General features: G+C 63.9%; 11 protein-coding genes. 6 read left to right on the forward strand and 5 right to left on the reverse strand.

The features are described 5' to 3' along the window. Window positions 1-56 precede the first annotated feature (56 nt). Window positions 57-719, reverse strand: a complete 663-nt coding sequence (locus KYT97_RS25300) for a response regulator (RefSeq protein ID WP_219110945.1) — start codon at window positions 717-719, stop codon at window positions 57-59. Between the two features lie 9 nt (window positions 720-728). Then, window positions 729-1,937 carry a sensor histidine kinase gene (locus tag KYT97_RS25305; protein ID WP_033233150.1) on the reverse strand — a complete coding sequence of 403 codons (1,209 nt, stop codon included), beginning with the start codon at window positions 1,935-1,937 and terminating at the stop codon, window positions 729-731. 167 nt (window positions 1,938-2,104) lie between these two features. Here KYT97_RS25305 and KYT97_RS25310 point away from each other — a divergent pair, with 167 nt between their 5' ends. From KYT97_RS25310 to KYT97_RS25320, 3 genes are read left to right on the forward strand one after another with little or no spacing between them, the layout of a single operon-like run. Continuing rightward, window positions 2,105-2,788, forward strand: coding sequence for a hypothetical protein (locus KYT97_RS25310; protein WP_245005922.1), 684 nt, complete (start codon window positions 2,105-2,107; stop codon window positions 2,786-2,788). Next, the gene (locus KYT97_RS25315) at window positions 2,785-4,068 is read left to right on the forward strand and encodes an alpha/beta-hydrolase family protein (protein WP_172936665.1); all 1,284 of its coding nucleotides are present in this window, start codon (window positions 2,785-2,787) and stop codon (window positions 4,066-4,068) included. The genes KYT97_RS25310 and KYT97_RS25315 overlap by 4 nt, the downstream gene beginning before the upstream one ends. A 25-nt stretch (window positions 4,069-4,093) precedes the next feature. Next, complete coding sequence (locus tag KYT97_RS25320) at window positions 4,094-4,945, forward strand: spermidine synthase (RefSeq protein ID WP_033233197.1); 852 nt, start codon at window positions 4,094-4,096, stop codon at window positions 4,943-4,945. An 8-nt stretch (window positions 4,946-4,953) separates the two neighbouring features. On the opposite strand, the gene KYT97_RS25325 is transcribed toward KYT97_RS25320, so the two are convergent. The 3 genes from KYT97_RS25325 to KYT97_RS25335 form a co-directional block, all read right to left on the reverse strand. Next, window positions 4,954-7,965, reverse strand: a complete 3,012-nt coding sequence (locus KYT97_RS25325; RefSeq protein WP_095885950.1) for a bifunctional [glutamine synthetase] adenylyltransferase/[glutamine synthetase]-adenylyl-L-tyrosine phosphorylase — start codon at window positions 7,963-7,965, stop codon at window positions 4,954-4,956. Further along, window positions 7,965-9,305, reverse strand: a complete 1,341-nt coding sequence (locus tag KYT97_RS25330) for a glutamine synthetase family protein (RefSeq protein WP_033233146.1) — start codon at window positions 9,303-9,305, stop codon at window positions 7,965-7,967. Before KYT97_RS25330 ends, KYT97_RS25325 begins: the two co-directional genes overlap by 1 nt. Window positions 9,306-9,412: 107 nt before the next feature. After that, a complete protein-coding gene (locus tag KYT97_RS25335) occupies window positions 9,413-10,996 on the reverse strand; it encodes an alpha/beta hydrolase (protein WP_219110947.1) in 1,584 nt (527 codons plus the stop codon). Window positions 10,997-11,192: 196 nt separating this feature from the next. Between KYT97_RS25335 and panB the strand changes: the two genes are divergently transcribed. Genes panB through pip form a run of 3 tightly spaced genes read left to right on the forward strand, consistent with a single transcriptional unit; the run spans window position 11,193 to window position 13,495 of the window. Beyond that, window positions 11,193-12,038: a 3-methyl-2-oxobutanoate hydroxymethyltransferase gene (panB, locus tag KYT97_RS25340; RefSeq protein ID WP_033233144.1), complete on the forward strand. Its 846-nt coding sequence runs from the start codon at window positions 11,193-11,195 to the stop codon at window positions 12,036-12,038. A gap of 54 nt (window positions 12,039-12,092) precedes the next feature. Then, a complete protein-coding gene (locus tag KYT97_RS25345; protein WP_033233135.1) occupies window positions 12,093-12,524 on the forward strand; it encodes a lipoprotein in 432 nt (143 codons plus the stop codon). Next, window positions 12,524-13,495, forward strand: a complete 972-nt coding sequence (gene pip / locus KYT97_RS25350) for a prolyl aminopeptidase (protein ID WP_219110949.1) — start codon at window positions 12,524-12,526, stop codon at window positions 13,493-13,495. Before KYT97_RS25345 ends, pip begins: the two co-directional genes overlap by 1 nt. Window positions 13,496-13,497: the final 2 nt, after the last annotated feature.

A 13,497-nucleotide genomic window follows, 5' to 3' on the forward strand; every position in this document is an offset into this window, starting at 1 on the left:
TTCCCTCAGCAGGCGCGGTGGCGCAGGATTGTCACTTTTCAGATCAAGCCCGGTAATCATCCCGGTGTGACAAGTCCACTTTCGTATGCAACGACAACCGCTTGTGCTCGATCTCGCAGGTCCAGTTTCGAGAGAACCTTGCCGACGTGTGTCTTCACCGTCTGTTCCGCGACAAACAGGTGCTCGGCAATTTCGATGTTCGACAGCCCTCGTGCGATCAGTTCCAGCACTTCACGCTCGCGTGGGGTCAACATGTCGAGAGCGCTGGAACGAACCCGGGTGGGTGTTCTCCTACTCGTCACTTCCTCGATCAACCGCCGTGTCACGGTCGGAGCCAGCAATGCATGTCCTTCGGAGACGACGCGCACCGCCCGAATCAGTTCCTCGGCGGGGGCGTCCTTGAGCATGAAACCACTCGCACCGATCCGCAGAGCCTCGTAGACGTAGTCATCGATGTCGAAAGTCGTGAGCATGAGGACCCGAACCGGTGGCTCCCCACCCGTTGCCAGAATCTGGCGCGCTGCATCGAGGCCGTTCATCTCCGGCATCCGCACGTCCATCAACACGACGTCAGGGCGCAGGCGCGCTACTTCGGCAACCGCAACCCTGCCGTCGGGGGCATCTCCGATGACGCTGATATCGGGTTGCGCGGCGAGCAGGGCTCCGAATCCCTGTCTGACCATTGCCTGATCGTCGGCGATGAATACTGTGATGGGCACTCCGACAGCCTAGGCGGCGACCGTCGGCAATATAGCGCGGACCTCGAACCCGCCGCCCGCCAGCAGTTGCGTGTCAACCATTCCGCCGACGGCTGACGCACGCTCGACCATCCCGCGGATTCCATTGCCACCGGCGGTATCCGAAGACTTGGCGACACTGGAAGTCGGGACACCGCCACCCGCCGGCGGTCCGTTCACCACCCGAACCTGCGTGGACGCTTGGCCGAACTCGACGGACACCTCGATGGGGCTACCCGGTGCATGCCGGACGGCATTGGTGATCGATTCCTGCACGATGCGATACACGACAAGACCGGTGGACGCCGACACGCGTGTTCGATCACCATCCACGTTCCATACCAACGGAATTCCCGCGCGGGCGCTGCCTGCCAGTAGCTCGTCGAGTTGCAGCGCTCCCGGTTGCGGTGCGACCTGGGTGGCTTCGGCGTCGCTGCGCAGTACACCCAGCAACCCGCGAATCTCGTTGAGCGCAGCGCGCCCCGTGTCACCGATCGAATCGAACTCGGCGCGGATCTCGGGCGTCACGTCGCCGAGTCGGTACGGCGCACTCTGCGCCTGCACCACCACCATCGACATGTGGTGGGCGACAATGTCGTGCAGCTCGCGGGCTATCCTGGCCTTCTCTTCCAACACGGTTCGGCGGGCACGTTCGACTTCATTTACCTCTTCCTGCTTCGCCAACGCACGACGTGAAAGAACAAGCCACCGAATCAGGAAGCAAAAAACCACCAGCGCGGTCAGACCCACCGCCCACCCGGCACCGTCCTGGCCCGGCGTCTCGGCAAAGAACAACAGGACCGTCGAGATCCACGCAACCCCCACCACCGGTACCGCAGCAGTGAGACTGACCGCGGCAAGCAGAGCCATGATCACCATGATGTGAACGACCTGCCAGGGATATTCGTACCCGGGCACGAGATCGAATACGTGTGGAATCACCAACGCCGAGATCGCGGAAACAGCCCATCCCAGAGCGGGATTGATTCGGATCAGGACAAAGGGAAACGCGGCCAACGCAGCCACGAACGGCTGAATCGGCGGTGACACCGCATGCGTCAGGTGCAACGTCGGCCAGGCGACCGTAAAGAGAATCAACGTCACGACAACTACAGCTACGTTCGCGAACTGATCACCGGTCAACCGCCGCGACGCGCGGGTCACACTCGCCTGCGCCACTTTCATCTTTCCTGCCTTCATCACCTGTCCAGCCTAGAAAGCGAACCCTCGAAAGTCGTCATACTGCGGAGTGAGAAACCCCTAACTCCGCAGTATCAGTGGTCCAGGGTTCCTCTCACCCCAAAGCACAGACAAACCACTCTGCGGAGCGATGCTCAGGTGCACCCGCCGTTCATAGCGTCAACTGCATGCGAATCACACGAGCAACGACGCTGCCCCAGCGCAGCGCTATCTGGGCGACACAGCGTAGCGCAACCTGGGCAGCACTGAGTGTTGTCGCAGCGGCGACGGTCACCATCAGTGCCGCGCCTCGCGACGTGCAAGCGGCAGCGCCGGAGAATCACCTTGCCGCACAGGCCGTTGCAGCGGTCACCAGCTCTGATGCCGCACCAAACGTGCCGCGCGACTTTGCCGCGTTCTCAGGCTACGAACCCGTCATCGTCGCCGGTCACCTCGCCAATCCGAACGGTGCCTGCTCGTCCCCCGTTCCCCTTCCCAACGAGTTCGACTCCGCCTGCAAGGCCCACGATCTTGGCTACGACCTGCTCCGCTACGCACAGTTCCACGGCGACGAGCTCGGCCCATGGGCACGGCAAGCGCTCGACGGCCAACTCGACCAGCGAATGCACGATGCCTGTGACACGAGGAAATCCCCGGCGTCGCGGTCCTACTGCTTTGCCATGGCCGACATCGCAACCACTGCCGTGAACGGGAATTCGTGGCGTCAGAACTACCTGACGCCGGTTCAGGAATCCGGGTTCGGATACGCCGCCGCTGGTGTGCTCGGCCTCTCCGCACTTGGACTCACCTTCCTTCGGCCACGGCGACCTCCCGCGGCCGGCGCCTACTCGCAGAAAGCCGTTGCAGCATGAGCGTTCTCGATACCGTCCAACCGTCAGTGCTCTCCCGGATCGCAGCGGTCCCGCTCCCCCGCATCTCGGCAACGGTAGCCACGAGCTCGATGGCCGCAGTGTCTCTGGCACCCGGCCTGTTGCCGAGAACCGCCGTACTGCAAGGACTCTTCAGCGGTGTGCTCATGGCGGTGGGAATCTTTGTTGCCTGGGCACTGACGACTGCATGGCACGCACTGCCGCTGCGGACACCATCGGAACGGTTCGACACTCGATCCTGGCGCACCCGAACTGCGATCGTTGCCACCGCCGTTGTTGCGCTGTTCGCTACGTCTGCCAACGGCTGGCAGAACTCACTCCGCGTTGCAATGGGGGCGCCGCCGGTCGGAATTCGCCACTGGATCGAAGTCATCTGCATCGCTGCACTGACCGTACTGATCCTGACCACAGTGGCATCCGGCATTCGGAAAGTACTGCACCGCCTGGGTTTTGCCCGCACCATCGGCATAGCAGCGATCTGCGCCTTCGGACTTCAGCTGACCTTCGGCAGCATCGCCACCGCGTCGGCGCAGTCAGTGGAAGGGCAGAAGTTCCTTGCCGCCGGGACCGATTCGGTGCGTGTCTATGCCGATCTCGACTCCGGACCGGACGCAGGATCGCGGGCCGACCACGCGGTGGCCGAACTCGACCGCGTCGGCGGATTTGCTCGTAGCGCCGTCGTTGTGGCCGTCCCCACCGGTTCGGGGTGGATCGACACTCGGGCCGTCGACGGTATCGAGCAGCGATTCGGCAGTGACGTCGCGATCGTCGGTCAGCAGTACTCCGCTGCACCGAGTTGGGCTGCATTTCTGTTCCAACGCTCCGATGCCGAGGAATCGGCGCAGGCAATGCTGACCGCGGTCGCCACCCGCATCGCGGAACTTCCCGCCACCGAACGCCCCGACCTCTATCTCTACGGCCAGAGTCTTGGCGCCGTGGGCGGCAGCGCTGCCCTGGCCGAGGCCCTTCCGACGCAGTTGTGCGCCGTCCTCTGGGCCGGACCGCCCGCCGGCGCTACCCGAGTGGACGGGACAACCGTTCTGGCCAACACCTCCGATCCTGTGGTGTGGTGGTCGCCGGCCCTCGCGACGACGCCACCAGACCTGAGCCGCGCGGTCCAGGACGCCCCGATGCCGCAGTGGATTCCGGTGGTCAGTTTCCTTCAGACCAGCGTCGACATGCTCGCCTCCCTCGACGTCCCCGCGGGTCACGGTCACCGATACGGCACCGAGCAGGGCACGCAACTCGGAACCTGCCACTAGAACACAAGCGCCTAGAGTGGGTGCAGTGGCCAAAGGAACGCGCAAGACCAAGACTCGCAGCACCACCCCCGACCGCCGAGACGACGGACCTGTTCCCGGCGTCTTCCCTATCGACACCGGCACGTGTGAACTTGTTCGTGATCAGTACTCGGACACGGGGTGGATTCTGCAGATCAACGGTGTTCCCAGCTCACACATCGATCTGGCCGACCCGAAGACCTTGGACTTCGAGTACATGCGCTGGATCGCCCACCTGGTCGATTCGGAACGCGATCCGAAAGAGCGTCTGCGCGTCCTGCACCTCGGCGGCGGCGCCTGTTCGATGGCTCGGTACATCTGCGCGACGTACCCCGACGCCCGTCAGGTTGTTGTCGAAATCGACGGCGCATTAGCCGAATTGGTTCGCGACTGGTTCGATCTGCCGCGTGCACCACTGCTCCGCATCCGCGTCGGCGAAGCGCGCGCGGTCACGGAAACTCTCACCGATTCGACGCGGGACATCATCATCCGAGATGTCTTTGCGGGCAGCACAACTCCGGTTCCACTGACCACGGCGCAGTTCACCACACACGTACGACGCGTCCTTGCGCCGGGCGGGATTTACCTCGTCAACTGCGGCGACACCCCGGACTTGCAGGGGGCGCGCGCCGAAGCTGCAACCATCGGTGCGCAGTTCGAGCACCTGGCCATCATCGCCGATCCCGCAATGCTCAAGGGCAGGCGCTACGGAAATATGATCATCGCGGGTAGCGACGTTCCGATCGCACAGTCGCCTGCCCTTGCCCGTGAACTCCTGGGCGGCGGAGTTCCCGCACATGTGTGGGGAGACGCCGAGGTCCGCAAGTTTGCAGCCTCGGCATCCGTCCGAGAAGACTGAAGTCGGCGTTACTCTCCGCCGAACACCCGTTCCACCACCGCTTTTGCCCGTCGCGTGATGCGGAGATAGTTGTCGAGGAACTCCCCCGAGTCATCTCCGTATCCCGCAACCTGCGCCACGGCGGACAGGACGCGTCCCGGTCCTGGCAGTTGATCGGTCGGCTTTCCGCGAACCAGCACAAGGCAATTGCGGGCCTTGGTCGCCGTGATCCACGCATCGCGCAGCAACTCCACGTCGGATTCACTGAGCAACTCGGCTGCACCGATCGCGTCCAGCGTTTCCAGCGTCGATGTGTTGTGCAATGACGCGATCTTGTCGGCGTGACGCAGCTGGATCAGCTGCACGGTCCACTCGATATCGGCCAGTCCGCCGCGACCCAGCTTGGTGTGTGTCGCGGGGTCGGCTCCACGAGGGAGACGTTCGGAATCGACGCGAGCCTTGATTCGGCGAATCTCGCGAACCGCCGTTTCGCTGACGCCGCCCTCTGGATAACGGGTCTTGTCGATCATGTGCAGGAACCGCAGTCCCAGATCGGGATCACCGGCTACCGGGTGGGCGCGAAGCAGTGCCTGAATCTCCCACGCCTGCGCCCATTTTGCGTAGTAGGCGTCGTACGATTCGAGGGTGCGGACCATCGGGCCGTTGCGTCCCTCGGGGCGCAGTCCCGTATCCACCTCGAGCGGCGGATCCGTGCTCGGTGCACCGAGAAGCTTGCGCACCTTGTCCGCAATGCTGTTGGCCCACTTGACCGCAACGGTCTCGTCGACGCCCTCGACGGGCTCGCACACGAACAGAACGTCGGCGTCGGAGCCGTATCCCAGTTCGCCGCCGCCGAGTCGGCCCATGCCGATCACGGAGAACGCCGCAGGGGCGGGCGTTCCCAGTTCGGCAACACTGGCCTTGATCACGGCGGACAGCGACGCGTTGAGTACCGCGGCCCACACCGACGACAGTGCCTTGCACACCGCCGGAACGTCGAGCATTCCCAGAATGTCGGCCGACGCGATGCGCGCCAACTCGTGGCGACGCAACGAACGTGCCGCTGCGACAGCGCGATTGGGGTCACTGTGCCGCGCTGAGGCGGTGAGAATACCGCGCGAGACGTCCTCGGGTACCGGTTCGATCAGACGCGGGCCACTCGGCGAATCCGCATACAGGCGAATGACGTCTGGTGCCTTGATCAGCAGATCCGGCAAGTACGCGGAAGAGCCAAGCACCGTCATCAGACGTTCGGCGACGGCAGCCTCGTCGCGAAGCAACCGAAGGAACCAGGTCTGATCGACCAGTGCGTCGGACAAGCGTCGGTACGCCAACAGTCCGGCGTCGGGATCCGGTGTGTCGGCAAGACATTCGAGTAGCGTCGGCAAGAGCAGCGCCTGGATCCGCCCCTTGCGGGACGCTCCCGCAGTCAAGGCCGTGAGGTGACCGAGCGCATTCTCGGGGGCGGTGTATCCCAACGCCGCCAACTGGCGAACGGCAGCTTCCGGCCCGAGAGCCAACGATTCCTTGTCCATCCGCGCCACGGACTCGAGCAGCGGACGGTAGAACAGCTTGGCGTGCAACCGGCGGATTCGATGGGAGTTCCGTTTGATCTCGGCGCGCAACACCCCGAGCGCGTCGAGGCGGCCGTCGGGACGCATGTGCGCGGCGCGGGCCAGCCAGCGCAACGCCTCGTCGTCGTCCGGCGGCGGCAACGTGTGGGTGCGCTTGAGCTTCTGCAACTGCAGACGATGCTCGAGGAGACGCAGGAATTCATAGGACGCCGTGAGGTTCGCGGCGTCGTCTCGACCGACGTAGCCACCGGCGGCCAGCGCTGTCAGCGCATCGACTGTGCTCTGCACGTGCAGAGTGTCATCGGCGCGGCCGTGCACCAATTGCAGGAGCTGGACGGCAAATTCGACGTCTCGCAAACTTCCGCGACCGAGTTTGAGCTCGCGCTCTCGCATCTCGGGCGGAACCATTTCCTCGACGCGTCGGCGCATGGCCTGCACTTCGGGAACGAAGTCCTCACGTTCGGACGCCGTCCAGACCATTGGGCTCATAGCCTCGGCGTACTGACGCCCGAGTTCCATGTCCCCCGTCATCGGACGGGCCTTCAGAAGAGCCTGGAACTCCCACGTCTTGGCCCACCGCTTGTAGTACGCGATGTGGGAATCGAGTGAGCGCACCAGTTCGCCGCGCTTACCCTCGGGGCGGAGTGCAGCGTCCACTTCGAAGAACGCGGACGTGCCGATCCTCATCAACTCGCCCGCTACGCGAGAGGCAGTGGCGTCGGCCGGTTCGGCAACAAACACGACGTCGACGTCGGACACGTAGTTCAGTTCGCGCGCACCACATTTGCCCATCGCGATAACCGCAAGGCGGATGGGGCACGTGCCTTCGGGGCACACGGTGGCGATCGCTACCGACAGAGCCGCAGTCAGTGCCGCGTCGGCCAGATCCGAGAGCTGATGCCCGATGGTCTGATAAGGAACCACGGGTTCGTTTTCGACGGTGGCCGCCAAATCGCACGCGGCCAGCAACATCAGCTGATCCTTGTACGACTTCCGAAGCGCAACAACTGCGTCCGGACCGGTCATCGCAGCACGGTACGTCTGCGAGCCTCGGGTTGCGCCCTCGTCCAACGTTGCGCCGACGGCCCCGAGCAGCGCCGTGGTGGCGGCGGCCTTGGTAGGCAGCGATGCGCCGTCAAGAATGCGCCACGCGGACGGATCGGCAACGATGTGATCACCGAATGCCGCCGACGCTCCGATCAGCCCGAGCAGCCGTCCGCGCAGGCTCTTGTCCTTACGCAGCGCGTCGTCGAGGTCACTCCATCCGTCGCCCAGCGAATCCTTGATGCGCACCAATGTGCGCAACGCAAGATCGGCGTTGGCGGAACGCGAGAGTGACCACAGGAGTTCGATGCTCTCCGAGTCCACCCAGCCGAGTTGGCGAAGCTCGTCGGCTGCGGTGTTCTCGACCAACCCGAGCCGGCCCGGCCCGGGTACCACGGATCGTGCGGACGGCGGCTTGACCATCACAGGCCGAGGTAGGTCTTGAGCTCGAACGGCGTCACGTGGCTGCGGTATTCCTCCCATTCACGCCGCTTGTTCCGCAGGAAGAAGTCGAAAACGTGCTCGCCGAGAGCCTCGGCAACCAACTCCGACTTCTCCATCTCGCGCAGAGCACCGTCGAGGTTGCTCGGCAATTCCTTGTACCCCATGGCGCGACGCTCGGCGGAGGTCAACGACCACACGTCGTCCTCGGCCTCGGGAGGCAGGGTATAGCCCTTCTCGATGCCGCGCAGACCGGCCGCGAGCAGCACCGCAAACGTCAGGTACGGGTTGCATGCCGAATCTGGGCTGCGGATCTCGACACGACGCGACGACGCCTTGTTCGGCGTGTACATCGGCACGCGGATCAGCGCCGAGCGGTTGGACGGTCCCCACGACGCTGCCGTCGGAGCCTCGCCGCCGTGGACCAGGCGCTTGTAGGAGTTGACCCACTGGTTCGTGACGGCACTGATCTCGTTGGCGTGCTCGAGAATGCCGGCGATGAATGCCTTGCCGGTCTCCGAGAGCTGCATCGGATCGTCCGGGTTGTGGAACGCGTTCGTGTCACCTTCGAACAAGCTCATGTGCGTGTGCATCGCAGAACCGGCCTGATCGCTGAACGGCTTGGGCATGAAGCTCGCCCGCACGCCTTCGCCGATCGCAACCTCTTTGACGACGTATCGGAACGTCATCACGTTGTCGGCCATGGACAACGCGTCGGCGTAGCGGAGATCGATCTCCTGCTGCCCTGGAGCGGCCTCGTGATGACTGAACTCGACCGAGATCCCCATGGACTCGAGAGCGTCGATCGCGTGACGACGGAAGTTGGGAGCCGAATCGTGCACGGCCTGATCGAAGTAGCCACCGGAATCGGCCGGGATCGGCGGAGTGCCGTCCAACGGACCGTTCTCGAGGAGGAAGAACTCGATCTCGGGATGCACGTAGCAACTGAAGCCCAGGTCGCTGGCCTTGCTCAGCTGACGACGCAGCACGTGCCTTGGGTCAGCCCACGAGGGCGAACCGTCCGGGTTGGTGATGTCGCAGAACATGCGAGCCGAATGCTGCGCGCCGTCCTTGTGCGCCCACGGCAGGATCTGGAAAGTCGACGCATCAGGGCGGGCAACGGTGTCCGCTTCGGACACTCGGGCGAATCCCTCGATGGCGGAACCGTCGAATCCGATTCCCTCTTCGAAGGCACCTTCGAGTTCCGCGGGGGCGATCGCCACCGATTTGAGGTAACCGAGAACGTCGGTGAACCACAAGCGGACGAACCGAATGTCGCGCTCTTCCAGGGTACGAAGCACGAATTCTTTTTGGCGATCCATGCACGCGAGAGTAAGCAAGCCACGTTAAATCTGTGTTACATCAGCGGCACGAGTTACCCGAGTGATGCGTCACTCTCACATAGCCCCTGCATGCGGGCCTACAGGCGCTAACATGTCAGGCCGTCCTCCGGGACCTTCAGGTAGACGAGGTAGTTGACAACCGCGTCGTCGACGCACGGTTCGCCGTCCAGAACAACGGTGTGCTGTGTTCCCTCGAACGTGATGAGCGCGGCCCCGAGTTGCTTCGCGAGATCCACGCCGGCCTGATACGGAGTGGCCGGATCCTGCGTCGTCGACACGACGACCAGCGTCGGGAGGCCGGCATCGGCCAGAGCCTGCGGATCGAGCTCATGCGGACTGCCCGTCGCCGGGACCGGCCAGAACGCACACAGATCCAGCGGCGCCTGACCGGTGCCCCGGCCGTCGTCGAGGAACGGTGCGGCCTCGCGATACCGCGTGTCGGCCTCACCGGCTTCTGCCCGATCGGTTGTAGCCGGGTCGTCGACGCACCGGATGGCATTGAACGCATCGTTGATATTGGAATACGTGCCGTCGTCGTTTCGCCCCTCGTACTGGTCGGCCAAACTCAACAGCGCATCACCCCGGCCGTCCGCCAGGCCGGACAGCCCCATCCGCAACGTGGTCCACAACTGCTGTGAATACAGCGCCTGCTGCACACCGGTGATCGCGTCCCCGTAGCTGAGTCCGCGCGGATCCGTGGTGTCGGCAGGGTTGTCGATCAGGGGTTCCAGCAACGCCTGCAAGCGCTCGCGCGCCTGCGCCGGATCACTTCCGAGCGGGCAGTCCCGCTGCGACGCGCAGTCGGCGACAAAGGCGTCGAACGCGACCTGGAAGCCCTCTCCTTGCAGTACAACTTCGTCGACGACATCCTGATTCGGATCCAACGCGCCGTCGAGCACCATCGCCCGAACGTTCTGCGGGAAGGTTTCGGCGTAGGTCGAACCGATTCGCGTCCCGTACGAGAACCCGAGGAAGTTCAACTCGGAATCACCGAGCGCACCGCGGATCACGTCCATATCGCGCACGACTTCATACGTGCCGACGTGGGCGAGGAAGTCGGTTCCGGTGTTCGCCACGCACGCGGCGGCATAGTCCTTGCTGTCCTGCTCCGCGTCGGCAATCCCTTCGGGCGTCATGTCGATATCGACATCCGCGCGCTCGGCATCGAACTCCGCCGGCGTCAGGCAGCGCACCTGAGGCGTCGACGCACCCACGCCCCGCGGATCGAACCCGATCCGGTCGAAGCGCTCGGCGAGCTGTGTTCTGGAGCCCTGGGTTGCCATCGCCAGCCCCGATGCACCCGGTCCACCTGGGTTGATCAGCAGCGATCCGATTCGATCCCCCGTCGCTGCCGCTCGCGAGATGACAACCTGCGCCGTGTCTCCGGTCGGATTCGCATAGTCGACGGGAACCGTCACCGCGGCGCAGTCGACCGAACTACTGAGCGGCGAATCACCTGGCGTGGCAAATCGTTCGCACGAACCCCAGTCGAGGGTCTGCTCGTAGAACTTCTCCAACCCTGCCGGGACCGAAGCGGGTGCCGCGGACGTTGCAGACCCCGAAGAATCGGTGGAGGGATTGTCGCCGTCGGCAACAGTGCAACCGGCAACGAACAGGAGAGCAGCGACGCTTGCGGCACACACACCGGAGAGGCGAACTAACTTCGACATACCGTCGATGGTGCCAGGAAATAGCGGTTACCAGCCATTCGCTACTTCGGATGGCCGCTCGCCGATGTGACCCATCGCACCAGGTTTTGCTATTCGCACCGACGGTTTCCGGTGGCAGACTGATCGTGTCATCACCCACACCCGGGGACCCGACGGCAATCAACGCCTAAGGCCTCGAGGCACGAAAGGGACAACGATGTCCGAGACTCCTCTGTACGGTTCTGCAGCTGCTACCCCGGCTGCTCCTATGCGCAAGACCCGCGTCCATCACCTCGCCGAGATGAAGCAGAACGGCGAACGTTGGTCGATGCTCACGGCCTACGACTACTCGACGGCCCGAATCTTCGAAGAAGCCGGCATTCCGGTTCTCCTCGTCGGTGATTCCGCCGCCAATGTCGTGTACGGCTACGACACGACGGTGCCGATCACCGTCGACGAACTTCTCCCGCTGGTTCGCGGTGTAGTTCGCGGCGCGCCCCACGCACTTGTTGTTGCCGACCTCCCGTTCGGCACCTACGAAGCCTCCGCCGAACAGGCTCTGGCAACTGCCACCCGCTTCATGAAAGAGGGCCTCGCCCACGCCGTGAAGCTCGAGGGCGGCGAGCGGATGACCAAGCAGATTGCCGCTATCACTGCTGCCGGTATTCCCGTCATGGCGCACGTCGGCTTCACCCCGCAGAGCGTCAACTCGCTCGGCGGATTCCGCGTCCAAGGCCGCGGCGACGGTGCCGACCAACTTGTGGCGGACGCCATTGCCGTGCAGGAAGCCGGCGCTTTCTCGGTGGTCATGGAAATGGTTCCGGCTGACATCGCGGGCCAGGTCACACGCAAATTGACCATCCCCACCGTCGGCATCGGGGCGGGCAACGAATGCGACGCCCAGGTCCTCGTCTGGCAGGACATGGCCGGCTACACGAGCGGTAAGACAGCCAAGTTCGTCAAGCGTTTCGGTAACGTCGGTGACGAACTGCGCTCCGCGGCCGCAGCCTATGCATCAGAAGTTCGCACAGGCGCCTTCCCGGCCGTCGAGCACAGTTTCTGATCCGAGACCGGCGAACGCCGCCTGTCTCTCGAAAAGAAATTCAGGGGTGCGTTCATGATCGGTAACCGTCGTCATTTCACAGCTGCCGTTGTTGGTTCGGCTGCTCTCGTGACGGTTCTGAGCGGATGCGCGGGAGGGACCACAACCTCTCCCGCGCCCAGCTCGGCAACACCGACCACATCGGCCGCGGCAACCACGACCGCTGCCGCGGCGGGCACGTTCACCGAAGCGCAGGTGCAGCAGCTGTGCTCGGACATGGAAGCCGAACTGCAGAATTGGCGAACAGTCACCCCGACGCTCGGCAAGGGCGCGCTCAACCTCTTGGTCGGGTCCTGGGCGAGCCAGAACGGCATCAATCTGATCGACCTTGCTGCGCATCGTGATCGCGTCGACACGGCGATGGCGGCCACGTGCCCGGAAATCCGGGATGGCGCGCTGTACGCGCTGGAGATCCCCGACCTCGCTTCGGGCATGGTCGGTTTCTGATGACCGAAACCGGTGAACTCCGCGAACTCTATCCCCCGATCGAGCCACACACGTCGGGCTTTCTCGACGTCGGCGACGGCCAACGCATGTACTGGGAGATCAGCGGAAACCCCGACGGCAAACCCGTCGTATTCCTGCACGGCGGCCCCGGCGGTGGGACACACCCGTCGCTGCGGCAGTTCTTCGATCCCGACGCATACCGGATCATCCTTCTCGACCAGCGCGGATGCGGTCGGTCGACGCCGCACGTCGCCGACGGCGCCGATCTGTCGGTCAACACCACCGACAAATTGCTGCACGACATCGAAGCCCTGCGTGAGCATCTCGGAATCGAGAAGTGGATGGTGTTCGGCGGGTCGTGGGGTTCGACTCTCGCACTCGCCTATGCCGAAACCTTCCCGACTCGGGTCACCGAACTCGTGCTGCGCGGGATATTCCTCCTGCGCCGAAGCGAAATCGATTGGTACTACAACGGCGGAGCGGGTCATATGTTCCCCGAACGCTGGGCCAAGTTCCTCGAACCGGTACCCGAGAACGAGCGCGGCGATGATCTGGTTGCGGTCTACCACCGCCTCCTGCATTCCGACGACGCGGATGTGGCAGAGCGCGCCGCTGTCGCCTGGTCCGCATGGGAGGGTTCGACAAGCTTCCTGATCCCGAAACCGGAGAAGGTCGAGGAGAATTCAGAAATACGCTTCGCCCTGGCTTTCGCGCGGATCGAGAACCACTACTTCGTCAATGCCGGCTTCATCGACGAAGCTCAACTGCTGACCAAGAGTTCGGCCCTGCACGGCATTCCCGGAACAATCGTGCAAGGCCGCTACGACGTCGTCTGCCCCGCCACCAGCGCCTGGGACCTCCATAATGCCTGGCCGGAGTCGAAGCTCGTCATCGTCGACGACGCCGGCCATTCCGCGATGGAACATGGCATCACCCATCACCTGCTCGAGGCAACAGACTCCTACCGGTAATT

Origin of the sequence: Rhodococcus globerulus, from assembly GCF_019334125.1 — a bacterium.
Taxonomy (GTDB): domain Bacteria; phylum Actinomycetota; class Actinomycetes; order Mycobacteriales; family Mycobacteriaceae; genus Rhodococcus_F; species Rhodococcus_F globerula.

Excerpts from the sequence above, each read along its gene's own strand:
- KYT97_RS25305 (WP_033233150.1), bottom strand. The coding sequence starts at position 1,937 with ATGAAGGCAGGAAAGATGAAAGTGGCGCAGGCGAGTGTGACCCGCGCG.
- KYT97_RS25310 (WP_245005922.1), top strand. The coding sequence starts at position 2,105 with ATGCGAATCACACGAGCAACGACGCTGCCCCAGCGCAGCGCTATCTGG.
- KYT97_RS25315 (WP_172936665.1), top strand. The coding sequence starts at position 2,785 with ATGAGCGTTCTCGATACCGTCCAACCGTCAGTGCTCTCCCGGATCGCA.
- KYT97_RS25325 (WP_095885950.1), bottom strand. The coding sequence starts at position 7,965 with ATGGTCAAGCCGCCGTCCGCACGATCCGTGGTACCCGGGCCGGGCCGG.
- KYT97_RS25330 (WP_033233146.1), bottom strand. The coding sequence starts at position 9,305 with ATGGATCGCCAAAAAGAATTCGTGCTTCGTACCCTGGAAGAGCGCGAC.
- KYT97_RS25335 (WP_219110947.1), bottom strand. The coding sequence starts at position 10,996 with ATGTCGAAGTTAGTTCGCCTCTCCGGTGTGTGTGCCGCAAGCGTCGCT.
- panB (WP_033233144.1), top strand. The coding sequence starts at position 11,193 with ATGTCCGAGACTCCTCTGTACGGTTCTGCAGCTGCTACCCCGGCTGCT.
- KYT97_RS25345 (WP_033233135.1), top strand. The coding sequence starts at position 12,093 with ATGATCGGTAACCGTCGTCATTTCACAGCTGCCGTTGTTGGTTCGGCT.
- pip (WP_219110949.1), top strand. The coding sequence starts at position 12,524 with ATGACCGAAACCGGTGAACTCCGCGAACTCTATCCCCCGATCGAGCCA.